This window comes from Aquifex pyrophilus (genome assembly GCF_054656935.1).
Map to the genome: position 1 here is coordinate 269,331 of NZ_BAAHXJ010000003.1, position 23,847 is coordinate 293,177.

21 protein-coding genes are annotated in these 23,847 nt (G+C 47.3%); 12 read left to right on the forward strand and 9 right to left on the reverse strand.

Translation table 11 applies throughout. The annotated features are described in order from the left end of the window. Positions 1-4: 4 nt before the first annotated feature. Positions 5-1,531, reverse strand: a complete 1,527-nt coding sequence (locus ACYQZ0_RS02005; protein WP_459774808.1) for an HDIG domain-containing metalloprotein — start codon at positions 1,529-1,531, stop codon at positions 5-7. A gap of 146 nt (positions 1,532-1,677) precedes the next feature. On the opposite strand from ACYQZ0_RS02005, the gene napA reads away from it, so the two are divergent. The 9 genes from napA (at position 1,678) to ACYQZ0_RS02050 (ending at position 10,670) form a co-directional block, all read left to right on the forward strand. Beyond that, positions 1,678-4,542 carry a nitrate reductase catalytic subunit NapA gene (napA, locus tag ACYQZ0_RS02010; protein WP_459774810.1) on the forward strand — a complete coding sequence of 955 codons (2,865 nt, stop codon included), beginning with the start codon at positions 1,678-1,680 and terminating at the stop codon, positions 4,540-4,542. 8 nt (positions 4,543-4,550) lie between these two features. After that, complete coding sequence (gene napG, locus ACYQZ0_RS02015) at positions 4,551-5,390, forward strand: ferredoxin-type protein NapG (RefSeq protein WP_459774811.1); 840 nt, start codon at positions 4,551-4,553, stop codon at positions 5,388-5,390. Continuing rightward, on the forward strand, positions 5,383-6,255 hold the full coding sequence (gene napH / locus ACYQZ0_RS02020; protein ID WP_459774813.1) for a quinol dehydrogenase ferredoxin subunit NapH: 873 nt from the start codon (positions 5,383-5,385) through the stop codon (positions 6,253-6,255). Before napG ends, napH begins: the two co-directional genes overlap by 8 nt. Next, positions 6,245-6,778, forward strand: coding sequence for a nitrate reductase cytochrome c-type subunit (locus ACYQZ0_RS02025; RefSeq protein WP_459774814.1), 534 nt, complete (start codon positions 6,245-6,247; stop codon positions 6,776-6,778). The genes napH and ACYQZ0_RS02025 overlap by 11 nt, the downstream gene beginning before the upstream one ends. Then, positions 6,775-7,782 (forward strand): WD40 repeat domain-containing protein, encoded by a 1,008-nt coding sequence (locus ACYQZ0_RS02030; protein WP_459774816.1) that lies wholly within the window; start codon positions 6,775-6,777, stop codon positions 7,780-7,782. Before ACYQZ0_RS02025 ends, ACYQZ0_RS02030 begins: the two co-directional genes overlap by 4 nt. Then, on the forward strand, positions 7,779-8,126 hold the full coding sequence (locus ACYQZ0_RS02035) for a chaperone NapD (RefSeq protein ID WP_459774817.1): 348 nt from the start codon (positions 7,779-7,781) through the stop codon (positions 8,124-8,126). Before ACYQZ0_RS02030 ends, ACYQZ0_RS02035 begins: the two co-directional genes overlap by 4 nt. A 91-nt stretch (positions 8,127-8,217) precedes the next feature. Then, a complete protein-coding gene (locus tag ACYQZ0_RS02040) occupies positions 8,218-8,898 on the forward strand; it encodes a c-type cytochrome (RefSeq protein ID WP_459774819.1) in 681 nt (226 codons plus the stop codon). Between the two features lie 18 nt (positions 8,899-8,916). After that, the gene (locus tag ACYQZ0_RS02045; RefSeq protein WP_459774820.1) at positions 8,917-10,353 is read left to right on the forward strand and encodes a cbb3-type cytochrome c oxidase subunit I; all 1,437 of its coding nucleotides are present in this window, start codon (positions 8,917-8,919) and stop codon (positions 10,351-10,353) included. Further along, positions 10,353-10,670, forward strand: coding sequence for a hypothetical protein (locus tag ACYQZ0_RS02050; protein ID WP_459774821.1), 318 nt, complete (start codon positions 10,353-10,355; stop codon positions 10,668-10,670). The genes ACYQZ0_RS02045 and ACYQZ0_RS02050 overlap by 1 nt, the downstream gene beginning before the upstream one ends. Here the strand turns inward: ACYQZ0_RS02050 and ACYQZ0_RS02055 are convergent. The 4 genes from ACYQZ0_RS02055 to lpdA form a co-directional block, all read right to left on the reverse strand. Next, the gene (locus tag ACYQZ0_RS02055; protein WP_459774822.1) at positions 10,667-11,722 is read right to left on the reverse strand and encodes an AI-2E family transporter; all 1,056 of its coding nucleotides are present in this window, start codon (positions 11,720-11,722) and stop codon (positions 10,667-10,669) included. The genes ACYQZ0_RS02050 and ACYQZ0_RS02055 overlap by 4 nt on opposite strands. Positions 11,723-11,732: 10 nt before the next feature. After that, the gene (locus ACYQZ0_RS02060; RefSeq protein ID WP_459774824.1) at positions 11,733-12,953 is read right to left on the reverse strand and encodes a cysteine desulfurase family protein; all 1,221 of its coding nucleotides are present in this window, start codon (positions 12,951-12,953) and stop codon (positions 11,733-11,735) included. 68 nt (positions 12,954-13,021) lie between these two features. After that, positions 13,022-14,110: an Mrp/NBP35 family ATP-binding protein gene (locus ACYQZ0_RS02065; protein WP_459774825.1), complete on the reverse strand. Its 1,089-nt coding sequence runs from the start codon at positions 14,108-14,110 to the stop codon at positions 13,022-13,024. Positions 14,111-14,140: 30 nt separating this feature from the next. Continuing rightward, positions 14,141-15,538 carry a dihydrolipoyl dehydrogenase gene (lpdA, locus tag ACYQZ0_RS02070; protein WP_459774826.1) on the reverse strand — a complete coding sequence of 466 codons (1,398 nt, stop codon included), beginning with the start codon at positions 15,536-15,538 and terminating at the stop codon, positions 14,141-14,143. Between the two features lie 52 nt (positions 15,539-15,590). Here lpdA and ACYQZ0_RS02075 point away from each other — a divergent pair, with 52 nt between their 5' ends. After that, a complete protein-coding gene (locus ACYQZ0_RS02075; protein ID WP_459774828.1) occupies positions 15,591-16,823 on the forward strand; it encodes a bifunctional folylpolyglutamate synthase/dihydrofolate synthase in 1,233 nt (410 codons plus the stop codon). Here ACYQZ0_RS02075 and ACYQZ0_RS02080 read toward each other — a convergent pair. From ACYQZ0_RS02080 to ACYQZ0_RS02095, 4 genes are all read right to left on the reverse strand, one after another. Next, complete coding sequence (locus tag ACYQZ0_RS02080) at positions 16,803-18,644, reverse strand: SulP family inorganic anion transporter (RefSeq protein ID WP_459774829.1); 1,842 nt, start codon at positions 18,642-18,644, stop codon at positions 16,803-16,805. The two genes, ACYQZ0_RS02075 and ACYQZ0_RS02080, sit on opposite strands and share 21 nt — an antisense overlap. 69 nt (positions 18,645-18,713) lie before the next feature. After that, positions 18,714-19,634: a dihydroorotate dehydrogenase gene (locus tag ACYQZ0_RS02085; protein ID WP_459774831.1), complete on the reverse strand. Its 921-nt coding sequence runs from the start codon at positions 19,632-19,634 to the stop codon at positions 18,714-18,716. Positions 19,635-19,697: 63 nt separating this feature from the next. Further along, positions 19,698-21,116, reverse strand: coding sequence for a CsgG/HfaB family protein (locus tag ACYQZ0_RS02090; protein WP_459774832.1), 1,419 nt, complete (start codon positions 21,114-21,116; stop codon positions 19,698-19,700). Positions 21,117-21,177: 61 nt separating this feature from the next. Beyond that, positions 21,178-22,857 carry a hydrogenase maturation protein gene (locus tag ACYQZ0_RS02095; protein WP_459774834.1) on the reverse strand — a complete coding sequence of 560 codons (1,680 nt, stop codon included), beginning with the start codon at positions 22,855-22,857 and terminating at the stop codon, positions 21,178-21,180. 80 nt (positions 22,858-22,937) lie between these two features. Between ACYQZ0_RS02095 and ACYQZ0_RS02100 the strand changes: the two genes are divergently transcribed. Next, positions 22,938-23,396 (forward strand): YbhB/YbcL family Raf kinase inhibitor-like protein, encoded by a 459-nt coding sequence (locus ACYQZ0_RS02100; protein ID WP_459774836.1) that lies wholly within the window; start codon positions 22,938-22,940, stop codon positions 23,394-23,396. Beyond that, positions 23,393-23,830 (forward strand): hypothetical protein, encoded by a 438-nt coding sequence (locus ACYQZ0_RS02105; RefSeq protein WP_459774837.1) that lies wholly within the window; start codon positions 23,393-23,395, stop codon positions 23,828-23,830. Before ACYQZ0_RS02100 ends, ACYQZ0_RS02105 begins: the two co-directional genes overlap by 4 nt. Positions 23,831-23,847: the final 17 nt, after the last annotated feature.

Consider the following 23,847-nt stretch of genomic DNA (forward strand, 5'->3'; position numbering starts at 1 on the left):
AAAATTATAAATTCTTGAGCTCCTTATATTTTCTCTTAACGAAATTAACCGCTTCCTCTTTTGTCTTCACCTCTCCCTCTATCTGGGCATCTATAAGGGCTCTTTTTAACTCCCCTACGAGTTTCCCGGGCTTTATGCCGAGTATCTTCATAATCTCATTTCCGTCAAGGAGGGGCTTTAAAACGTTCTTATCGTACTCGTTTCGCTTGAAGCTCTCAAGCTCCGAGATGGTCTCAAGAAGGGCTTTTATGTCCTCCTCCTCGTCCCCGCTTGCGTAAGCGTCCGCTATGGAAAGGAGGAATAAGTGGGGTGCTATATCTCCGCACTCCCTCCAGAAGTTTGCCATACCTCTCCTTTTGAGCTCTCCCTTCTTGAAGGCTTCCCTGAGGTAAAAGGGTCTCAAGTGGTATCTCACGAGCTTCGCTATGAACTCCGTTACCTCGTCTCCCCACCTCAGCTTCTCTCCCACTTCCCTTACTATGTTTGCCCCCACCTTATCGTGCTCGTAAAAGGTTACCTTTCCCTCCCTTATCTTGAAGGTGTAGGGCTTTCCTATATCGTGGAAGAGTGCTCCCCACTTTAGAAGCTCAACGTCCGTGAACTCACCGAGGTAGCGTTTCCTCCCGAAATCCTTAAGAAGTTCACTGCTCAGATACCTTGCCCTCTCTTCAATAACCTTCTCAAGAAACTCAAGGGTCTTGAAAGTATGCTCGTCAAGGGGGTATATGTGGTGTTCCCCTTGGTCCTTTATCTCCTTCAGCCTTCCAAACTGGGGAATGATTGCCTGAAGGACGCCGTAATCGTAAAGCTCCCTGAAGACTTTAAAAGAGGTTTTCTCCTTCATTATCTTAAAAAGCTCGTGGGTTATCCTCTCGGGTGCGGACTTAAGAACGAGAGAGGGATTTTCCTTGACGAAAGCGTAAAAATCCTCCGTAAGTCTAAGGTTTTTCTCAACGGCTATCCTGAATCCCCTCAGTATTCTCACAGGGTCCTTTTTTAAATTCTCAAGGGATACGGGTCTCAGGAGTCCCTGTTCAAGGTCCTTAATTCCCCCCGTAGGGTCAAATACTATCGTCTGCTTTGCACCTATGCTGAGAACGTCATCAAGGTTAACCGCTATAGCGTTAGCGGTAAAGTCCCTCTCCTTTAGGTCTTCAATTAACGCCTTCTCAAGGTCCTTCCCCTTGAGGGGTGAGAAATCAAAACGATACCTGTAAGGTGGAAGGTGGAGAACAACCGTGGCTATTACGGGTCTCTTTATAAGAAAGCCTCTTTTTTCAAATACAAAAAAGTGTCCCCCTATTCTTTCGGCGAGTTTTTTGGCAACCTCAACTGGGTCCGCGGTTGTTAAAAAATCAACGTCTATGTTGTAGCCGACGGGCTCTCCCAGTATCCTGTCCCTCACCCAGCCTCCCACTATGAAGCAGTAATCCTCTCTGGGTAGAACCTTGGCAACATCGTCAAAGTAGGAGAGGTAAAAGTTGAGCCCGTGGAGCGTGTGCTTTCCCGAGGAAACTATCTCTATATCCATGAAAGATAAATATATCTTCTCCTCCCCCTTTTGCTAAAGGAAGGAGTCATTTGAATGAACTCATGAAAATTGATTTATTTGTCAATTTAACGTAATATTTAGTTATATGAGGTAGGTCAGATGACCTTTGTCAGTGGAGGTGGAAGATGAAGCAGGATAAAAGCGTTCAGGTGAGCAGAAGGGAGTTTTTAAAGCTCACCGCTGCAGCTACCGCTGCGGCTGCGGTGGGAATTCCCATTCCCGAAGAGGTTGTAGCGGCCGCGGGAGAAGCCCAGAGCGGATGGCAGTGGGATAAGGCGGTTTGCAGATTTTGCGGAACGGGATGCGGAATAATGGTTGCCACGAAGAACGACAGAATAGTCGCCGTGAAGGGGGACCCTCTCAACCCTGTAAACAGGGGACTCAACTGTATAAAGGGATACTTTACAGCAAAGATAATGTACGGTGAGGACAGGCTCACTAAGCCCCTCCTCAGGGTAAACGAGAAGGGAGAGTTTGACAAGAAGGGAAAGTTCAGACCCGTTAGCTGGCAGAAAGCTTACGAAGTTATGGTGAAGAAGTTCAAGGAAGCCTATAACGAGCTCGGACCCGAAGGTGTAGCTATATTCGCCTCCGGGCAATACACGGTTATGGAAGGCTACGCGGCCGCAAAGCTTATGAAAGCGGGATTCCGCTCCAACAACATAGACCCTAACGCAAGGCACTGCATGGCATCCGCGGTTGCAGCGTTCATACAGACCTTCGGTATAGACGAGCCCGCGGGATGTTACGACGACATAGAGCTTACGGATACCTTCGTCGTTTGGGGCTCCAATATGGCGGAAATGCACCCGGTCCTGTGGGCAAGGGTTCTTGACAGGAAGCTCTCTGACCCCGAAAGGGTTAAGATTGTAGTTCTCTCAACCTTCAGACACATGACGATGGACGGAGCGGATATAGACATAGTTTTCAAACCCCAGACGGACCTCCTCATACAGAACTACATCCTCAGGGAGATAGTTTACAACCATCCAGAGGCCATAGACTGGGACTTCGTGAACAATTACTGCGCCTTCGCAACGGGATACATAGACATAGGCTACGGCATGAGGGACAACCCCAACCACCCCAAATACAGCAAAAAGGAAAGGGAGACGATGATAAAGGAAGTTGTGAAGGTAATCTCCAAAGATGAGGCAAAGGCCCTTAGCATTTACGGACTCAAAGAGGGAGATAAACTTGAGATGAAACATAGAAAACAGGCGGGCAAGCACTGGGTAATCACCTTTGAGGAGTTCAAGAAGGCCTTAGAACCCTACACCCTTGATTACGTTGCGGAAGTTGCAAAGGGAGACCCCGACGAACCCCTTGAGGAGTTCAAGAAGAAGCTAAAAACCCTCGCTGAGCTCTACATAGAAAAGGGAAGAAAGGTAGTCTCCTTCTGGACAATGGGATTCAACCAGCACACGAGGGGAACGTGGGTAAACGAACAGGTTTACGCGATACACCTGCTCCTCGGGAAACACGCAAAGCCCGGAAGCGGAGCCTTCAGCTTAACGGGACAGCCCTCCGCCTGCGGAACGGCAAGGGAAGTGGGAACGTTCTCCCACAGGCTCCCCGCGGATATGGTTGTATTCAATCCCAAGCACAGGAAGATTGCTGAAAAGATATGGAAGATTCCCAAGGGGACGATAAACCCCAAGGTGGGTTCCGACATAGTCCAGATAATGAGGGACCTGGAAGACGGAAAAATTAAGTGGGCTTGGGTTCACGTCTGCAACCCCTGGCAGGACACCGCAAACGCAAACCACTGGATAAAGGCAGCGAGGGAGATGGACAACTTCATCGTAGTCTCGGAAGCATACCCCGGCATATCCGCAAAGGTTGCGGACCTCATACTTCCATCGGCGATGATATACGAAAAGTGGGGAGCTTACGGAAACTCCGAAAGGAGAACCCAGCACTGGAGACAGCAGGTCACACCTCCCGGGGAAGCTATGCCCGACGAGTGGCAGATTATTGAGTTCTCAAAATTCTTCAAGCTGAAAGAGGTATGGAAAGAGTGGAGGCTCAGGGACGGAACGGTTCTCCCGAACGTCCTTGAAGAGGCAAAGAAGATGGGATACGACCCCGAAATGACCCTTTACGACGTTCTGTTCTCCGAAGAAGCCTTCAAGAGAACGATACCCCACGTTGACCTGAGATGGCCCCAGCCCGTCGCTTACAACCCCGAAACCGGAAAACTGCATCCCAACACTACCGCTGCCGGAGACGGAAGAAGAGTAATAGGCGTTGACGGAAAACCCTGGAAGGGATACGGATTCTTCGTTCAGAAAGCCCTTTGGGAGGAATACAGGCTGTTCGGTCTCGGACACGGGCACGACCTTGCGGACTTTGACACCTACCACAAGGTAAGGGGACTCAGGTGGCCGGTCGTTGACGGAAAGGAAACACCCTGGAGGTTTAACGCAAAGTACGACCCCTACGCAAGAAAGTACGGAAAAGGTAAGGAGTTCGCCTTCTACGGCCCTGCTCTGAAGAAGATACCTAAGGGAACCCTTCCCAAACTTGAGAACGGGGAGTGGAAGGTGGAGTTCGGTGAAATCGTTGACCTCACGAACAGAGCGAAGATATTCTTCAGGCCCTACATGGAGCCTCCCGAAGTTCCCGACAAAGAATACCCCTTCTGGCTCTGCACGGGAAGGGTTCTTGAACACTGGCACTCGGGAACGATGACCATGAGAGTTCCTGAGCTTTACAGGGCTATGCCCGAAGCCTTCTGCTACATGCACCCCGAAGATGCGAAGAAGATAGGCGTAAAAGATGGAGACCTCGTATGGATAGAGTCAAGAAGGGGAAGGATAAAGGCAAGGGTATCAACCCGCGGAAGGAACAGACCTCCCAAGGGACTCGTATTCGTTCCCTGGTTTGACGAAAGGGTTTACATCAACAAGGTAACCCTTGATGCGAGATGTCCCATATCCAAACAGACCGACTACAAGAAGTGTGCGGTAAAGATTTACCCCGTGTGAGGTAAGCTATGGCTGATAAAAAACCCGACTCCAAACGCAGGAAGCTCCTCGTGGGCTTCCTGCAGGGTTTTGGCTTTTCCTTAATAGGGGGTGTCGTCTGGTCCGCTATAGTTTACGAGAATAAGAACGACCCTCTCGTTCTGAGACCTCCCGGGGCCCATAAGGAGGAGGATTTCTTAAAAAAATGCATAAAGTGCGGGCTTTGTGTGGTTGCCTGTGCAAACAGGGAAAACGTCCCGAAGGACAAAAGGGGAAACAAGCTCGTAACCCTCAGACTCGCAACGCCCGGAGACGGGAAACCTCTGGGAACACCTTACTTCATTCCCCGGGAAGTTCCTTGTTATATGTGCGAGGACGTTCCCTGCACCTACGCTTGTCCCACGAAAGCCCTTGATACGGAACTCCTGAAAAACGAAAAGGGAGAGGTGGACGTAAACAAGGCAAGAATGGGCGTTGCGGTAATAGACTACAACAGCTGTATAGCTTACTGGGGTCTTCAGTGCGACGCCTGCATCAGGGCCTGTCCCCTTATGCATAAGGCGATATACGCGGATTTGAGGAGGAACAGAAGAACTGGAAAACACGCGATGCTCGTTCCCGTCGTGGACCCCGACTACTGCACCGGTTGCGGATTGTGTGAACACGCATGTCCTACGGATAAAGCGGCTATATACGTTCTTCCCAGGGATATAGCCCTCGGAAAGATAGGAAAGCACTACATAAGGGGATGGATGGAAACCGAGGAAAACATTGAAGAAAAAATAAAGGAAAGGGAAAGGGAGCTGAAAGGCTGGCAACCAAAGAGTCCCGAGGAATACCTGAATACGGAGGACCTTTTAAATGAGTAGCACCGCTGTTTTAAGAAAGGAAGGGGAGAAAGAAAAGGCTTTCCTCCTGAGGTATAGATACCTCATCCTCAGGAGGGTATCCCAGCTCACAATACTGGGACTTTACCTCGGCGGAAACTACCTCGGATGGAAGATTCTCCAGGGGAACCTGAGCACCTCAAAGCTCTTTGAAATTGTTCCCCTTTCGGACCCTTACGCTGTCCTCCAGATGTTCCTCGCGGGAACAATCGTAGGAACGGACGTAATAATCGGGGCGATAATAATAGCGGTATTTTACGGACTCATAGCGGGAAGGGCTTTCTGCAGCTGGGTGTGTCCCGCTAACATATTCACCGATATAGCGAACTGGCTCAGGGTAAAGACGGGACTCCACAGGGAGGAAAAGAGAATTCCCTTCCCCCGCAGCATAAGGTACTGGTTTCTGGCACTCGGACTTTTGCTCTCTCCCATACTCGGTGTTCCCGCCTTTGAGTTTATAAGCCCTGTTTCCATAACCCATAGGGGAATAATCTTCGGAATGGGGCTCGGCTGGAGCGTTATACTTGCCATATTTCTTTTTGACCTTTTTGTCGTTAAGAACGGTTGGTGCGGGCACGTCTGCCCCCTCGGGGCCTTCTACTCCCTCCTCTCAAAGCCCGCCTCCCTCGTAAGGGTGGGATACGACCTAAAGAAATGCACCGAGTGTATGGAGTGCAAGAGGGTTTGTCCCGAAGTTCAGGTCCTCTGGATGATAGGAAAGGAGAACAAGCCCGTCCTTTCCGGGGAGTGCACCAACTGCGGAAGATGTATAGACGTCTGCCCCGAGGAGGCCCTTTTCTACACCTTTAGGTTCAAAAAGTCGGGAGGTGATAAAGATGCGTCTTAAAAAGTTTGCTTACCTTGTTCTTGTTTCCTCCTTTGTTCTCTTTGCAAAGGAGGCTATCTCTCCCGAGGAGCTGGGAATAAGGAAGGCACCCCTTGAGAAGGAAGTCGTCAACCCTCCGAAGGCGGAGTATCCGAAAGCTCCCCCCGGAGCTTCCAAGAGGTTCCAGAGAGCCTACGAGAACGCACCCCCTCAAATACCCCACAGCATAGAGGGAATGTTCCCCATAACCCTCAAGAACAACGCATGTCTCAGCTGTCATATGCCCGACGTTGCAAAACAGATAGGAGCGACACCCCTTCCGCCCTCTCACTTCATAGACTTTTACCACCTTCCCAAGGGAAAGATTCTCAAGCTGAGCGACGTTGACAAAGCGAGGTGGAACTGTCTCCTCTGCCACAGACCCCAGGCAAACGTAAAGCCCGTCGTAAAGAATCTCTTTAAACCCGAATACAGAGTTCCTCAGGCAAAGGAAAGCTCAAGGCTTCACGAGGTAATCTTTGAAGGAACGGGGAAAGAGAAATGATTCTCCTCCTCCTCATCCCCCTTATAGCCTTTTCCCTGAGCGTTAAGCTTGAGGGTGCAATAACGGACATTTCCGTTTACGAAGAGAAAATAGCGGTCGGGACGGAGTCGGGAAAGCTATACATTCTTTCCAAAAATCTTAAAGTTCTCTCCGAAGTAAGCTTTCCCGAGTTCACGGACTTCATGGGAGAGAAACAGAAGCCAAAGGTCTTCAGCGTGGACCTCTACAAGGGGAAGGCTCTCGCTGTGTGCGAGGACAACCTCGGTAAGAGCACCGTCTACCTTTACGAAAACAACAATCTGAAACCCGTATTGAAGCTCACCGATGCGAGAAAGGCCATGTTTTACGGAGATAACGATATTATTGTCGGAACCATATCAAACGAGGTGTGGAGATACAACCTGAAGGAGGGGAAAACCCTTTACAGGTATCTCGTCTTCAGGTTCGTTTTTTCGGACTTTGATATGAACGAGGAAAGAAATCTCATAGCCTGGGGGGACGAATCGGGAAAGGTCTTCTTTATAAACCCTGAAGACGGAAGGTTAATAGGTGTTGCCACGGAAGGGAATAAGGACAAAATTTTTAAAGTAAGCTTTTCAAGGAGTAAAGTAATCTCGGGAGGAAGGGACAAGAGAGCGGTTCTTTATGACCTCGGAAAGAAGGTAATTAACAGGGAAACCTGGAGGAAAAAGCTTGACGCCCCCTCACTCCTCAAGAACCTGAAAACTCCTTTCATAAACAGGAAGATTGAGTTCATACTTCTTCCCGAAAAGGTTTTTGAAACGGACTTTATGGTTTTCGCGGTAGCCCTATCTCCCGAAGAGCATTACGCGGCTTATACACCCGACGACAGGGGAACTGTCAAGGTTGTTAGACTTTCTGACTTTTATGAGTTTTCCCTGAACGCCAATTGCTTTATAAACGCCCTTGAGTTTATAAGTGAGGATAAGCTCGCGGTCGGTTGTATAGACGGAAGTTTAAAAATACTGGAGGTGAAGAGATGAATATATCAAGCGTAGTTGTAAGGTGTAAGCCCGAAGATTTGGAGGAGGTCCTTCGTTCCCTTGAGGAGTCCGGAATGTGCGACGTTTACTTTCACGACGAGACGGGAAAGATAGTCGTAGTAATAGAAGCGGAGGACGTAAAGGAGGAGGTCTTTAAGATGAAGGCCATCCAGAGCCTTCCTAAGGTCCTTTCCGCGGAGCTCATATTCTCTTACAGCGACGAGTGGGCAATGGCAAAGGAATACCTCGACAGGAATAAGGAAAGGGTTCCCGAGATACTGAACGACGAGAACGTTAAGGCGGAAGACATAAAGTATCAGGGGAGGGTCCCAAAGTGGGTTTAAGTCCCCTTTTTATCAAATTTTATGAGTTCATTATTAAAAACTTGACTTTTTGTAAATAAATGCTTACTTTCATAGTTAGGAGGGGTGAAAGATGAAGTTCGGCTGGCTTGAGGTTACCGTTGCAACTCTTTTCTTAACCATCGTTCTCGGGGCCATATGGACCCGGGGAAGGAACTGGCTTGACCCCGAGTTCTGGAAGCGCTACGCCATTATAGGCTCTTCAATTATGTTCATAGCCCTTATAGTCCTCACCTTTGACACCCTATCCCAGGTGAAGATGGGAAGCGAAAGGGTTCCATCTCCGGCGGTGATTAACTACAAGATTGACTACAAGTTTGACCCTGAAAAGGGATATTACAAGCCCGTAATAGGCCCCGAGAAGGAGCTCCTCTTCGGAAAGGAGTACACGGAAGAAGAGGCAAGGGAGCTCATAGTTAAGGGAAAGCTCGTCATTCAGAGCAGGGCCTGCATGAACTGCCATACTCTTCTCGGAAACGGGGCTTACTACGCTCCAGACCTCACAAAGGCTTGGCTTGACCCCAAGTGGGAAAAGATAATGGTTCCCGCAACCGAGTCAAAGACGAAAGAGGAAGCTATGGTTAAGTTCCTCATGTATCCCGACAAATACGCAACCTGGACCAGAAGAATGCCGAACCTCGGACTTGACGAGGAAGAGGCGAAGGCGGTTGTCGCATACCTGAAGTGGATGGCCGCGATAAATACGAACGGCTTTCCCGACCACTTCGGTGAGTCAAAACTTGTGAAGTTCTGATAAAGGGAGGTGTGAGCTATGGAGAAGCTCTTGACCAGGCTCTGGGGAGATATCTCGGGTCTCCCCGAGAGTAAAAAGATAGCCCTTATGTACTGGACCGTTGCCATAGTTCTTTTCGGTGCTCAACTCCTCTTCGGCGTTATAGCAGCCTACCAGTACATTAATCCTGACTTCCTTTACACGGTTATGCCCTTCAACATAACGAGAATGCTCCACATAAACGCCATGGTCGTATGGCTCATAATGGGCTTCATAGGAGGTATTTACTGGCTACTTCCCGATGAGACGGGAAGGGACGTCGTTGGAGCAAAGCTCGGAAGGATAGGCTTTTACCTCCTTACGGGAGCGGTAGGCATAGTGGTTCTCGTTTACATCTTGGTCCAGATGGGTAAGGGAAACTTCTTCACGATGTGGTTTATCAACGAGGGAAGGGAATACGTAGAAGCTCCACGGTGGGCTGACCTCGGCATAGTTGCAGTAATGGGCATTATATACTACAACGTCCTTGCAACGGTTCTGAAGGCAAGGAAGATAACGGGGCTTCTCGGAGTTCTCCTGATAGACCTCATAGCCCTTGCGGGTTTATACATAGCGGGTATGTTCTTTACCCCTAACATAACCGTTGACCAGTTTTTCTGGTGGTGGGTAGTTCACCTATGGGTTGAGGCCACCTGGGAAGTTCTCGTAGGCGTCCTTATGGGATGGGCTTTGATGCACGTTCTCGGAACGCCCAGAAAGATAATAGAGGGATGGCTATACCTTGAGGTTCTGCTCGTATTCGGAACGGGAATTCTTGGACTGGGACACCACTACTACTGGATTGGAACGCCCGAATACTGGCTCGGTATAGGCGGATTCTTCTCATCTTTAGAACCTCTACCTCTGGTTGCTATGATTGTTCACGCGGTTTACGATGCGGGTGTTCATAAGCTCCAGGCGGTAAACAGACCCGCTTTATTCTTCATATTCCTCCAGGCATTCGGAAACTTCTTCGGAGCCGGTGTTTGGGGATTTATGCACACCCTTCCCCAGATTAACCTATATTCCCACGGGACACAATTGGCACCTTCTCACGGACACCTCGCATTCTTCGGAGCTTACGTTGCTACAAACCTCGTTCTAATGTATATAGCGCTCCAGTACATTAGAGCTCCTCAGGGTCCCATTCTTGACAGCAAGCTCTGGCGTATAGCCTACGTAGGTATGATCGTTACGATGGTCGGTATGGTGGGAGCCCTACTCGTTGCGGGATTTGCCCAAACCTTCTTTGAAAGGGCTGTAGGCGGTGCTACCTGGCAGGACTACATAGTTACCCAGATGCACCCCTGGGTAAAGATACCCATGTACTGGAGGCTCGGATTCGGAATACTCTTCTTCCTCTTCTACTTCGTCCTGGTCTACGATATGCTTACAATAGGAAGGAAAGCTGAAGCCACGGAGGTGAAACCGGCATGATGAATAATCCCTTCGAGGTGCTTTTCGTTCTGGGTGCCGGCTTCTTTTACATACTCTTTGCCGGTGCCTATGCCTTTTCTTACACCGTTTTTAAGATGAGCGGTAGGAACATTTACAAGCAGTTAATATTTGCATTCCTCGCGGGCATGTTATACACCTCCTACATTCTCACGACAAACGGCATATTTGACCCCTTCTGGAAGTGGTTGATAGCGATAGCAACACTCGTTTACATATTCATACCCTTCGGTATGTGGAAGGTGGTCCTGAAGATTGAAGAACACGAGAGGGAGCTAAAGAGAAAGGGGGAGTCTTAATCCCCCAACACTCTCCTTTTGTATATCTTCGTTGAAACGAGAAGGGTCGTGAGAATAATGGGCCCGAGGAATATACCTATAAAACCGAACTTTATAAGTCCTCCGATTGTTGCAAAGAAAAGGGCAACGTAGGGGAGTTTTATACCTTGTTTCATAACGAGGGGTCTCACTATGTTGTCCATAGTTGATATGAAGAGCGTCCCAAAGATGAGGAGTGTAAGTCCTTCCTTTATTCCCTTCGTCATAAAAAGATAGATATCCATGGGAACCCATATGAAGGCTGCACCAAAGGGAGGGATAAATGCAGCAAGAAAGGTGAGAATGCTCCATATAAGGGCAAAGTTTACACCTGCAAGGGAGTATCCAATAAAGCTCATTATGGCCTGAGCTATGGCTGTTCCTACGGTTCCGTAAATGACCGCGAGAACTGTTTTATATATAGTTTTCAGGATTACCTCAAGGTCCTCTTCTTTCATGGGAATGAGCTTTATAGCTTCGTGGAGAAGTCTGTTTCCCTCCCTGAGTATGAAGAAAAGGGTAAGCAGAAATACGAAGGCGTTGAAGATACTCGTCCCCGCGGTGTAAACGTAATTCCTCAGCTTATCCCCTATGAAGGTTATAACAGTATTCACGGTGTTTAGGATAGCCCTCCTGAACTCCTCGCTCTGTATGTAATTAATTATCGGTTCTAAGGTTTCCCTGTTGTTCTTAACGTATGGGTGTTCCTTTACTATGCTTATGTAATCATTAATGTTGTGGCTCTGAATGAAGTTTATTACCTTTACCGAGAAAAGGAATATCTGCTGAGTAGTTATAAAGGCTATTATCGTTAAGGGAATTAGAACCACGAAAAATACCAGAGCTGTGAGGAGAAGGGAAGAAAGGGTATCGTTCTTTATCTTTTTCCTTAGGATATCGTGAAGGGGGTATATAACTATTCCGAAAACGACAGCCCAGAGTATTGGCTTTACAAAAGACGAGATTGTGTATAAAAACAGAACAAGTAAAGAGAGGAAGAAAAAGAGGTATACGAAGAAGTGTATACCGGCCACCTACTTTATTTTATCCCCTTGACTTTACGTATTTCTCCCAGTTTTCGGGGTTGAAGGGAGAAACTTCTCTCAGCCAGTTAATCACCTTGGGGAACTCCTCAAGTATGTAGTCAACGTCCTCTTCCGTGTTTTCCCTTCCGAAGGAGAATACGACCGAGCCGTTTGAAACTTCCTTGGGAACGCCTATTGCACTGAGAACGTGGGACTGCTTCAGTGCGAGGGATACGCATGCGGAGCCGGAAGCTGTTTCTATGCCCATAAGGTCAAGTCTGAGGAGCATAGCCTCACCTTCAACGAAGTGAACGATTATAGAAAGGTGGTGAGGCAGTCTCTGGGTGGGGTGTCCCGTAAACTCAATGTAATCAACCTTTTCCTCAAGTCCCTTTCTCAGCTTATCCCTGTAGTGGGAGAGTCTCTTCATTCTGTCGTCAAGCTCTTTCATAGCGAGTTCTGCGGCAGCTCCGAAACCTACTATGCCGGGGACGTTCTCCGTTCCCGCTCTCACTCCCCTTTCCTGCGTTCCACCTTCTATAAGGGGCTTTACCTTAACACCCTTTCTGGTCCATAGGGCTCCCACACCCTTTGGTCCGTACATAAGGTGAGCGGTAAAAGATGCCGCATCCACTCCCCAGTCCTTAACATCAACGGGGTAGTGTCCGAGGCTCGGTGCTGCATCGGTGTGGAATATAACCTTGGGGTTCTTTTCCTTCGCAGCCTTTACAAGCTCCTTTATATTCTGTATCGTTCCTATCTCCCTGTTGGAGTGTCCTATGGATACGAGAACGGTGTCTTCCCTTACCGCTTCCCTTACCTGTTCTGGGTCTATAAGCCCGTACTTATCGGGCTTGAGGTATGTAACTTCCCATCCTTCCCTCTCAAGGGTTTTACAGGGGTGGAGTATTGAGTGGTGCTCTATCTCGGTTGTGACTATATGTCTTCCCCTTCTTTGGTAAGCCTTTGCTATTCCCTTTATCGCAAGGTTGTTTGCCTCTATACCGCCCGAGGTGAATATTATCTCCTCGGGAATGTTTGCGTTTATGAGCTGGGCTACCTGCTCCCTTGCCTTCTCAACCGCCTTCTTAGCCTCCTGTCCGAAGCTGTGAAGGGATGTGGGGTTTCCGAATATCTCCCTGAAGTAGGGAAGCATAGCCTCAAGAACTTCTTCCGCAACAGGTGTGGTAGCTATGTGGTCCGCATAAACCACTCTCTTTCCCGCTTTCGTTTTAAACATCCCTTTACCTCCTTACTATTCTCTTAATGATATGCCTCCCTTCCGTAAAAACCTTGATAAAGATTCACTTAAGCCCTTTCGTGGACGACCTGAGCGAGCATCTTCGCTATGCTTATAAAAGCCCTTGCGACTTCCGAGTCGGGATGGGATACAACTATGGGTTCTCCCTTATCGGACTTCTCCGCAACCTCGGGGTCTATCGGTATTGAGCCGAGTATCTTGAGATTATAAGCGCTCGCAAACTCCGCAACCTTGCCCTTTCCGAATATGTAATACTTCTGTTTATCGCTGGGGCATATGAAGTAAGCCATATTCTCAATAACTCCGAGAACAGGTATGTTAACCTCCCTGAACATAGAAACCGCCTTTCTCACGTCCGCAAGTGCCACATCTTGGGGAGTCGTTACTACAACCGCTCCCGTCATCTCAACGTTCTGAGCGAGCGTTATCTGAACGTCTCCCGTTCCCGGCGGGAGGTCCATTATGAGGTAATCAAGATTTCCCCATTTGGTACTAAAGAGGAACTCCGTTATAGCCTTCATGAGCATGGGACCTCTCCAGATTATGGGAGTGTCTTCCGAAGGAAGCATAAATCCTATGGAGAGGACCTTTATGCCGTATTTCTCTATGGGAACGAGTCTCTGGAACTGGTCAACGGTAACCCTCTCCCCCTTGAGCCCGAAAAGGGTGGGAACGCTCGGACCGTATACATCCGCGTCAAGAAGACCAACCTTATAACCGAGCTTCGCAAGTGCTAAAGCGAGATTTGCGGCGACCGTTGATTTACCCACTCCGCCTTTTCCGCTTCCCACAGCTATTATGTGCTTTACGCCGGGAACCTGCTTTCTCGTGAACATGGGTTGCTGGGGCGGGTGCTGGGGCTGACCTTGGGGAGGTGTTTGCTTTACGGGAATCTGAGTTCCTTGTGGCTTTGAGAACTTTATATCAACCTTCTGAACTTCCGGAAGCTCACTCAAAACCTCTATGGCCTTAGCCCTTATGAGGTCCTCAAGTCCCTCCCTCGGGGGCTCCATAACTATGGTTAAAACGTTCCCGCTCATCTTTATGTCCTTAACAAGCTGGGCGAGATTTTTATCTATACCTACATCCTGCAGGGTTTCCTTTTTGAGGGCTTCTATGATATCCTGAACCGCCATTTCTTTACCTCCTTGTTTTAAATTTAGTTCTTACCTTCTCTTTACCCAAGATATGGGCCCGTAATAAATCTCGGAGGAGGCTATTCCTATGTTTTCCGAGAGGGAGGGATGGGAATACATGGTTTTTGATGCAAACTCAACGGTTTTTGCGTCCTTAATCATGTGAACAACCTGGTGTATAAGCTCTCCCGCATGAGGTCCAACTATATGGCATCCGAGAATCTCTCCCGTCTCGTCGTCCGCTACTATCCTTACAAAGCCCTCGTTCTCCCCGTCGTCCATCGCCTTTGGATTGGATACAAAAGAGGCAACGCCTACCCTCACCTCTATGTCCTCATCTTCCGCCTGTTCTTCCGTGAGTCCCACCGACGCAACCTCAAGGGCGGAGTATATGATTTTTGGGATTATCCTCTCGTTCTTCTTCCAGTCCCTTTCTCCGAGCATGTGAGCTACCGCTATCTTCCCCTCATACATGGATTTATGGGCGAGCATAAGGGGAGAGGTTATATCACCGCAGGCGTAAATGTTCGGAACATTTGTCTGAGAATACTCGTTCGTCTTTACGAATCCCCTCTCGTCAAGCTCAACACCGACTTCCTCAAGACCTATTCCCTTTGTATTTGGTCTCCTTCCAACACCAAGCAGTATGAAGTCCGCCTCAACCTCGCTTCCATCGGTGAGCTTTGCCTTTACACCTCCGTTCTTCTTCTCCCAGCTCTCAACCGATGTCCTCGTTCTTATATCAACGCCGAGTTCCCTTAACTTCCTCGCTAAATACCTTCCGCTATCCTCGGGAATGTCGGGAGAGGGAAGAAGTCTTTCCTTTATCTCTACGAGAACAACCTCGCTCCCGTATTTTCGGAATATGTATGCGAACTCAACACCTACCGCACCACCGCCCACTATTAAAACCTTTTTTGGTATGTAGTCTATGTCCCATATCTGGTCTGTGTCTATAACGTATTTCCCGTCGGGAACGAGGTTTCCTATTGAGGTCGGAGAGGAGCCCGTTGCGACGAGTATATACTTGGCTTTGAGCTCTTTCTCCGCACCTTCAACGAAAACGGTATTGGGGTCCTTCAGAACGCCCCTTCCGTAGTATATGGGAATTCTCAACTGCTGGGCAAACTTCTTGAAGTTCTCCCTAATTGTTACGACTACGTCGTCCCTTCCCTCTTTAAGCTTTTTATAGTCAAGGTCGTAGCCTTTTGGAAGTATCCCGTATTTCTCCATCTTCTCAAACTTGTCAAGAAGGTAGGCTCCGTGCCTCATATACTTTGAGGGAATACAACCCCTGTTCAAGCAGTTCCCGCCGACCGTTTCGGGGGATAGCTCAACGAAGGCCACCTTCATGCCCCTTCTGAAGGCGTAAAGTCCCGCTTCGTATCCTCCGCTTCCCGCACCGAGTATTATCAAGTCGTATTCCATTCCCTTACCTCCGAGAGGGCTTTGTTTCTAATTGTATCCTTAAAATACTCTTATGGCTATCTTATGGGAGCTATACAGGGGAAAGGACTTTGACGTGAAACCCACCCTTGAGAGAATAAAAAAAGCCTGTGAGTTTATCGGAAATCCCCAGAGGAGTTATCCCGCCATTCTCGTAGGCGGGACTAACGGGAAGGGCTCAACCTGTGCCTTTACCGAAAGGATACTAAGAGAGCACGGATACAAAACGGGATGGTTCGTCTCACCTCATTTAATCAGGGAAAACGAGAGGTGGAGAATTAACGGAAGGGAGATTGAAGAAGAGAGGTTAAGGTATTACGTTAAAGAGCTTAAAAAAGTTTTTGAAAGGTTTAATCTCACATACTTTGAGGCTGCGACCCTCATAGCGGTTAAGTTCTTTGAGGACGAGAAGGTAGACGTTGGAGTGTTTGAGGTGGGCATGGGGGGAAGGTGGGACGCCACAAAGGTGGTAAATGCGGAAGTGATAGGCATAACGAACGTGGAAAGGGACCACACAAAGTGGCTCGGTGATACCGTTGAGAAGATAGCCCTTGAGAAGCTTCAGCTATACAGGGAAGGTAAGCCCCTCGTTCTCGGAACCGCACGTTATCCCCTATATACGAAGGCTCTGGAGCTCGGCTTTAGAAATCTGTTCGTTGCGGGGATTGATTACGAATACCTCGGTAAAGTTGATGGCTCAAAAACAACCCTTGAGAGATATATCTCAGAGCGTTTTTCCCTCAATAGAGCTGAGTTATCCCTCTGGGGAAAGTGGCAGATAGATAACGCATCTACCGCCATAACTCTTTGCTCTTTATTTACAAAGCTTAAAGAGGATAAGGTAAGGAAAGCCCTTTCGGAAACCGTCTGGGAGGGAAGAATGGAGGTTTTGAGGAAAGAGCCACTCCTCATGGTTGACGCATCCCACAATCCTTACGCTGTTGCGAAGGTTGTTAAAGAGGTAAAGAGGCATTTCCCGAGTCTAAAGCTCGCATTCTCAAGCCTAAAAGGAAAGGAGTGGGAGCTCAGCCTCAGGCTTATCAAGAACTACTTTGAAGAGATATACATACTCCCGATAGATTACTACAGGGCGGAAAATCCTGAAAACCTTGAATCTTTTGCCAGAGATATTGGGCTAAGGACAAAGAGGTTAATCCCGGAAGAGCTCGTAAACAGGGACGAAGACATTCTCGTTATAGGTTCTATATACCTTATAAGTGATATAAAAAAGGTTTTTAAGAAGCGGTCAAGCGACATTCCGCTTTAGCTCCTCAACTTTTCTCCTCAGCTCTTCCGCTTTTTCCGGCGTTTTTACCGTAAAGCACTCATCAAATACGGCATAAGGACACCGGTCCCTGCAGTATTCGTGGTCAAGGCGTTTGAATAGTTCCCCTATGGCCTCTCCTTTTGCGTTAAACACAAGTTCGTGATTTACAACCTTATCAAATCCCGCATTCTCAAGAATGGGGTAAACATCGCAACCTATATTCGCGAAGGCAACTTCTACATTCTTACTTCTTATGTCTTTAACGAGTCTTACTATGGTCTGGGCACCCGTTGCATCAACGTAGTTCACCGCTTCCATGTCTATGAGGACGAACTTTAAGGGTCTTCCGTTAAAGAGGGCATCCTCAACCTTTTCCATAATGTAGTCGTAAACGTATTGAGCGTTCCCGAAGTATATAGACATATTAGGCCTTATGAACATTATCTGAGGACACTCGGGAAGGCCCCTCTTTTCCGCATTCACAAAGGTTCTCGTTACGGGGTCCCTTGTTAAGGTGACGATACGGGGATACATAGTTTTGTAAACGAAGCTTCCAAGTGATAAAAGAACGCCGAGGGTTATAGCAACCCATAAATCCATAAAGAAGACCGACGCAAAGGTAAGACCTGCAACCACCCCGTCAATCTTGTTAATCCTGTAAAGCTTTATTATGTCTTGCGGTCTTATGAGGTTTATGACCGCGGAGAGAACTATTGATGCAAGGGTTGCTTTCGGAAGGTAATAAAAGGCTGGTGCAAGGAGGAATAGGGTGAGTCCGACGAGTGCGCCAGATATTACGCTTGCAAGGGGTGTAACCGCCCCCAGCGTATAGTTGAGGGATGAACGGGAGAAAGAACCTCCGGCGGGAAAACCTTTAAAGAAGGATACCGCAACATTTGCAAGCCCCTGACCTATGAGCTCCTGATTTGGGTCCCACTTGTCCCCTACTCTCACTGCAAGGGTTTTTGCTATGGCTACCGCTTCTATTAGACCGAAGAAGGCTACGACAAAAGCACCTCCCCACATCTTGCTCATGGTTGCAAAGTCAAGAGGGGGAGGTTCGGGATTGGGAAGACCCTGGGGAACATCACCGACTATAGCTACACCGAAGTTGTATAGCTTGAAGTGGTAAACGAGAAGGGATGTAACTATAACCGCTATAAGGGCTCCGGGAATGTATACGCTAATCTTCCTTGATATCCATATGAGGAGATAGGCAAGTATCCCTATGCTGAGCGTGTATGGATTTGTCATCTCTATCTTGCTTATGAGGTCCGTAACAACGTCAAATATATGGGTTGAACGCTCTATTTTATATCCGAAAAGGTGTCCGAACTGGGACAGAGCTATTACCATAGCACCCGCGGCTGTAAATCCGATAACAACGCTGTTTGATATGAGGTCAACTATAAAACCCAGCTTAAGTAAACCAACCGTTAGCCTTATCAATCCCACCATTAAAGCGAGAAGGGACATGTACTTAATCCAGTCTGGGGTTTGAGGTTCAAGACCTATACCGTAAAGAACGGACGCTGAAAGGAGACAGGTCATAGCAACGGGACCCGTATTCAGGTATCTTGAGCTTCCGAAGATTGCAGCAACAATGGTCGCTATAAAGGCGACGTAAAGTCCGTTGATGGGGGGCATTCCGGCGAGCATGGCGTAAGCCATTGACTGGGGAACGTAAACCGCTGCAACTGTGACTCCCGCTATCAGGTCCCTTATGAACTTACTCTTGTCATAGTCTTTGAACCACATTATGAAGGGAAATTTTATGCTGAAGGAAATGGTAATGGCGGGAACCTCCTCGGCTTTTTTCATAGCATTAAATTATAAGGGATTCCTTACATTTATCATATATAAGAAATTCTTAATATTGTTATTAATTCCCTAAATATTTTTATGAGCAACGCCTACAAGCTCTTTAAAATCCTTAATTCCCTCTTCCTTCATATAGTTCTCTATTCCCTCCAATACCTTAAGGGGTGCAAGGGGGTCGTAGAAATTTGCGGTTCCAACCTGAACCGCACTCGCTCCCGCCATTACGTGTTCGAGGGCATCCTCGTATGTCGTTATTCCCCCGACACCTATTATGGGAATAGCATTCCCGAACTTCTCGTAAACCTGATAAATCATCCTCACCGCTATGGGAAGAATTGCGGGACCCGAGAGTCCACCCGTTTTTGTAGCGAGGTCGGGCTTCTTTCTTCTTATATCTATCTTCATACCGAGAAGGGTGTTTATAAGAACGAGCCCGTCCGCCCCGCTCTCTATGCATACCTTTGCAAACTCGGTAACATCGGTAACGTTGGGGGAGAGTTTAACGAGAAGGGGCTTTTTTATCCTCTTTTTAATGCTCTCAACGAGATTTCCGAGTATTAGGGGGTCGTGTCCGAAAACTATGCCCCCCTTCTTTACGTTGGGACAGGAAACGTTAAGCTCGTAGGCAACTATCTTTTCCGCATCTTCAAGGGCTATGCATACCTCAACGTATTCCTCTTCGCTCTCCCCGAAAACGTTCGCTATAAAGTGGGTATCTATGTTTTTTATCTTGGGATAAAGCTCCTTTAAGAACTTCTCAACGCCGGGGTTCTGGAGACCTATGGAGTTTAGCATACCGCAGGGGGTCTCAACTATTCTCGGAAGGTCGTTCCCGAGCCTCGGCTTTAGGGAAAGCCCTTTCGTTACAACCGCGCCCAGTTTTGATACATCGTAAATATCCGTTGCCTCAAGCCCGTAGCCGAAAGTCCCGCTCGCCACCCATACGGGGTTTTTAAACCTTATTCCGAAAAGCTCTACCTCAAGGTTCATTGAGAATTTATTTTAGCTTCAACTATAAGGGATGAAAGAAAAAGAAAAAGCCCTGAAGGAGCTTTATTTCGAAAACTGAGAAACCTTTAAGTTCGTTATGAATGCATAGGAACCTTTTTCTATATCCCCAGGCCCAAGTTCTATTAGAACTCTGCCTTTCAGTCTTGCAAGAGAAACGGTTTCAACTGGAACGGAACTCCATCTATTTCCGTCAACGAATACGTGAACGGTATCTCCTATTTTCATTAATCCTATTGTGTGAGTAACACCGTTTGATTGCACTGCGGGAAGGTTTCTTTTGTTTACCTGTAGAAGTTTGTCCGCTCTGTAAATTAAAAATAAAGGAGACTTTTCATTTCCTATAAATAGATGCAGTTCTTGTAAAACTGCTTCATTCCCATTTCTTAGGTGAACTGTAAATTCGAGGGACCAATCTTTTGAAAGATTCCAATTGTGTATATGTTTTTCAACTTTAGTCCATCCCTTTATGGATGCGAGCCAAATTTTATTTTGAAACTCGACACACTCAGCGGTTCCCTGGATTATCCTGATGGTTTTTGGAACTACCTCACAAGAAGAAAAATTTTCCTCCCACAGAATTCTATCTCCGTGCCTAAATATAACTGTTGCCCTTTTCAATCCGGTTGCCGAAGGAACACTTCCGACTTCTTTTTTTTCAACAGATTTAGCAGGATACGATACTTCTTGTGATACAGGCCCATACTGCTTTAGTTCGCTTACTATAAGCTTAACAGCATGATAGATTAAGTCCCTTGTTGCCTCTTCCATTGGTGTATTTTTAAAGGCTTCGAACCATCCCCCTGCTATGGTAGTTCCAAAGATACCACCTCCTCCAACACCAAACTTCCATCTTTCAGACTTACCTTCCACAGCTTTAGCCAGAAGTATCTCCGCATCCCTTACCCTAACAACTCTTAAGTCTAAAGCTATGTGGGCTTTTTGCTTTCCCGCCTTTACACCCGCACCACCGATAAAGGGAAGTGGAATGATAACGCCACCTCCACCTATACCGGCTGCGTTCATTTCAAGAGCCGTAACCGCACCCGTCAGAAGAAAGTCTGCACCTTTTAGCGTTTGTTTTGGTTGTACACCCATAAGTTCCAGCTCTTCTTTTATCTCTTGGAGTGTTTCCCTTTCAAGAACTTTAAAACATCCGGTTTGTACAAGTGCTGTTACGAGCATATCGGAAAGACCTTCCCCGAGGACTGTAGGGGATACTTCCACCGTATAGTTAGGCCCGAAAACAAGCCTATCTCCTACACAAGCTGCAGCTTTACACTTAAAGCCTTTTGCCACAATTGTACCTAAGGGTTTGTCACATTTAGGTAACTCGGGCTCTCTCGTTTTCATTTCCTTCGCATACTCCCCCTGTGAAGTCTTTGCTTGTTGAGCAGTGGGAGCACAACTAAAAAAAAACAAAGAAAATCCTAATAGAAGAAGAAAAGCATTGAAAAGTTTCATAACTACCCCTCCTTAATTTAATGAATCAATAACTAATAATTTATATTCCAGAAATTATTTATTAAAGCTTTATCTTTCTCCTGTGCTTTGCGAGATAAGGAGGTGTTCTGAAGTGGGGCTTTCTGTGGACGAAGTAGTATCGGGCTATGTGATAGCTCGTGTCAAAGCCGTAAAAGTTCAGTTTCATCTTCTCAAGCTCGTGCTCCCTTGCCTTCCTTATCTCCTCTTCCCACTTGGGAGAGGTTCTCTCCCTTTTCTTTCTCTCTATAAACTCGTAATACTCCCTTGAGTTTATAAACTTCTCAAGTTTTCCTTTAAGGAGCTTTCTGAACTCCTTAGGTGTTTTCCCGAAAACGTCGTCAATTAAACCTATCTCCTTTGCCTTTCTTGAGCTTATGGGCATTCTGTTTTCCATAACCTCTTTTCCCATTTCCCATCCAACTCTCCTGGGAAGTATGTAGGTCCAGAACTCCGAGCCGTATAGGTTTCCTATATTCTTGTAGTGGGGGTTAAGAACCACCCCTTCCCTCGCAAAAACGAAGTCGCAGTTGAGAGCCATAAAGACTCCTCCCGCTCCCGCATTTCCCTGCATTCCCGCAACGGTGAGCTTGTCAGGAGTTTTAAGAATTTCCTCACATACGTCGTCTATTGCGTTTATATTCCTCCAGCTCTCGTCGGGCGGACTTTCCGCATTCTCAATAGTATTTAAGTTCATTCCGTTTGAGAAGAAATCTTCCTGTCCCATGAGGACTATAGCCTTTACAGGTCTTTTCTTGGCATACCTTATAGTCTCAAGTAGTCTGTAACACTGCTCCGTGGACATAGCACCGTTGTAAAAGTTGAAGTAAATGTAAGCTACTCCCTTTTCTTCTTCGTAAACTATCTCCCTGTAAGTTTTGAAATCAACCTTTTCCCAGGGCTTTAAAGGGATTTCGGGAGCCTTTATATTTTTGAGAACTCTGACAGCGGGAAGCTTTATAGAGTCCTTCCTTTTTTCCCTTAAATGGGTAATCCATATAGCCCCGTCCCCCGTTCCTATACAAATAGCTTCGTCCCTTATGGCTATTATCTCCCCGGGTTTTCCTTTAAGCTCCTCTTCGGGATATGCGTTGTAAAGGTAATACTCCTCCCCTTGAAGGGTTGCGGTTGCACCCGGCTGGCTGTCCGATGCGTAAATCTTTCTTAGAACATCCTCTGTTGAGTCTTCTTCCCAGTTTATCCTTCTTCTTTCTTTTTCAATTTTGTTCCAGTTGTATTTCTCACCTTGAGGTGTTTTACTTATCTTTCCCCTTTCAAGGCTCTCAATAGCCTCAAGAACGCACTCAACCGCCCCCTCGGTTATTTCATTTCTGTATAGACTTGATTTTCTCGCAAATCTTATGGGGAATGTTCTGAAAGCCCATATATCTCCCGCATCGTATTCCTCTGAAGCCTCAAGGAGTATAACGCCCCACTCCTTTACGTTGTTAAGTATAGCCCAATCAATTGCGTGAGGTCCCCTATCCCCGGGAGGTCCCGGATGAACTATAAGGGTGGGATACTTTTTCCAGACCTCTGGGGGAATCTTTCTTTTGAGGAAAGGGGCTATAATTAGGTCGGGCTTGTAGAGTTCGGCGGCTTCTATTGTGAGTTCGGGGTGAACGTCAAGCTCTACAGATACCTCGTGTCCCCTTTCGGTGAGCTCGCAGTAGAGCCTCTGGGAGAGGGAGTTAAACCTGTAGCATAAAAAGAGAATTCTCATACGAAAATAAAATAAACTATATGAATAGAGTTTTGGGCTTCTTTTTGGGCCTCGGTTTAATATCAATGGGAGGGGCTGTTATGAAGGTGTTTAGCTCAGCTTTTGAATACGGAGAGGTTATACCCAAGAAGTATACCTGTGAGGGAGAGGATATCTCTCCTCCTATTCGGTGGGAGGGAGTGTCTGGAGCGAGGTCCTTCGTTCTTATAATGGACGACCCGGATGCTCCGATAGGAACCTTTACCCACTGGGTCGTTTACGACATTCCTTCCAACGTTAACGAGCTTCCCGAAAACTTCCCCAAAAGTAAAGAGGTAAACGGAATAAAACAGGGTGTTAACGATTTCGGAAGGGTGGGATACGGGGGACCTTGCCCTCCGAGGGGGCACGGGTATCACAGATACTTCTTTAAGGTTTACGCCCTTGACGTTGAAAGTTTAGGACTTCCTCCGGAGGCAACGAGAAGGGAAGTTGAAGAGAGAATGAAGGGGCATATCCTCGGAAGCGGTGAGCTTATGGGGAGGTATAAGAGGGATTGATAGTTCTTCTTTTACTTCTCGGCTTTCTGTTTGGGAGTGAGCCCTTTACCGAGTGGTGGAAAACTGCAAAGGAAGTTTGCATTACGGGAGTTTATAAAAACTACGACGGGAGCTTAAGGGAAATAAAACCCTTCTGCTGTGAGGTTCACAGGGTTGAGGTGAAAGAAGTTATGGGCTATTTCAGAAATAAGTTCGGTATAAAGGAAGGTTTAAAAGTTGTTGCCTCCTGTAGGGGGGCTTTTTTCGGGGTCATAAGCTACGACGGAGAGGATTACGCGGTTAGCGGAAAAAAGGGGATAACGAAGGAAACGCCGACGGGTATCCTTGAGGTTATAAACGATAGGGAAATTCGCTTTAAGGTGTGCAGGGGAGGGGCGGATTTTACGGGATGTCTCAGCGGGGTTTTTGCGGAGGGAAGGATTTTCAAGCCTTGAAATAAACTGAAGAGAGA

Bases quoted from the DNA above. Each gene is read 5' to 3' on its own strand.
- ACYQZ0_RS02005 (WP_459774808.1), bottom strand. From the start codon at position 1,531: ATGGATATAGAGATAGTTTCCTCGGGAAAGCACACGCTCCACGGGCTC.
- napA (WP_459774810.1), top strand. From the start codon at position 1,678: ATGAAGCAGGATAAAAGCGTTCAGGTGAGCAGAAGGGAGTTTTTAAAG.
- napG (WP_459774811.1), top strand. From the start codon at position 4,551: ATGGCTGATAAAAAACCCGACTCCAAACGCAGGAAGCTCCTCGTGGGC.
- napH (WP_459774813.1), top strand. From the start codon at position 5,383: ATGAGTAGCACCGCTGTTTTAAGAAAGGAAGGGGAGAAAGAAAAGGCT.
- ACYQZ0_RS02025 (WP_459774814.1), top strand. From the start codon at position 6,245: ATGCGTCTTAAAAAGTTTGCTTACCTTGTTCTTGTTTCCTCCTTTGTT.
- ACYQZ0_RS02030 (WP_459774816.1), top strand. From the start codon at position 6,775: ATGATTCTCCTCCTCCTCATCCCCCTTATAGCCTTTTCCCTGAGCGTT.
- ACYQZ0_RS02035 (WP_459774817.1), top strand. From the start codon at position 7,779: ATGAATATATCAAGCGTAGTTGTAAGGTGTAAGCCCGAAGATTTGGAG.
- ACYQZ0_RS02040 (WP_459774819.1), top strand. From the start codon at position 8,218: ATGAAGTTCGGCTGGCTTGAGGTTACCGTTGCAACTCTTTTCTTAACC.
- ACYQZ0_RS02045 (WP_459774820.1), top strand. From the start codon at position 8,917: ATGGAGAAGCTCTTGACCAGGCTCTGGGGAGATATCTCGGGTCTCCCC.
- ACYQZ0_RS02050 (WP_459774821.1), top strand. From the start codon at position 10,353: ATGAATAATCCCTTCGAGGTGCTTTTCGTTCTGGGTGCCGGCTTCTTT.
- ACYQZ0_RS02060 (WP_459774824.1), bottom strand. From the start codon at position 12,953: ATGTTTAAAACGAAAGCGGGAAAGAGAGTGGTTTATGCGGACCACATA.
- ACYQZ0_RS02065 (WP_459774825.1), bottom strand. From the start codon at position 14,110: ATGGCGGTTCAGGATATCATAGAAGCCCTCAAAAAGGAAACCCTGCAG.
- lpdA (WP_459774826.1), bottom strand. From the start codon at position 15,538: ATGGAATACGACTTGATAATACTCGGTGCGGGAAGCGGAGGATACGAA.
- ACYQZ0_RS02075 (WP_459774828.1), top strand. From the start codon at position 15,591: ATGGCTATCTTATGGGAGCTATACAGGGGAAAGGACTTTGACGTGAAA.
- ACYQZ0_RS02080 (WP_459774829.1), bottom strand. From the start codon at position 18,644: ATGAAAAAAGCCGAGGAGGTTCCCGCCATTACCATTTCCTTCAGCATA.
- ACYQZ0_RS02085 (WP_459774831.1), bottom strand. From the start codon at position 19,634: ATGAACCTTGAGGTAGAGCTTTTCGGAATAAGGTTTAAAAACCCCGTA.
- ACYQZ0_RS02090 (WP_459774832.1), bottom strand. From the start codon at position 21,116: ATGAAACTTTTCAATGCTTTTCTTCTTCTATTAGGATTTTCTTTGTTT.
- ACYQZ0_RS02095 (WP_459774834.1), bottom strand. From the start codon at position 22,857: ATGAGAATTCTCTTTTTATGCTACAGGTTTAACTCCCTCTCCCAGAGG.
- ACYQZ0_RS02100 (WP_459774836.1), top strand. From the start codon at position 22,938: ATGAAGGTGTTTAGCTCAGCTTTTGAATACGGAGAGGTTATACCCAAG.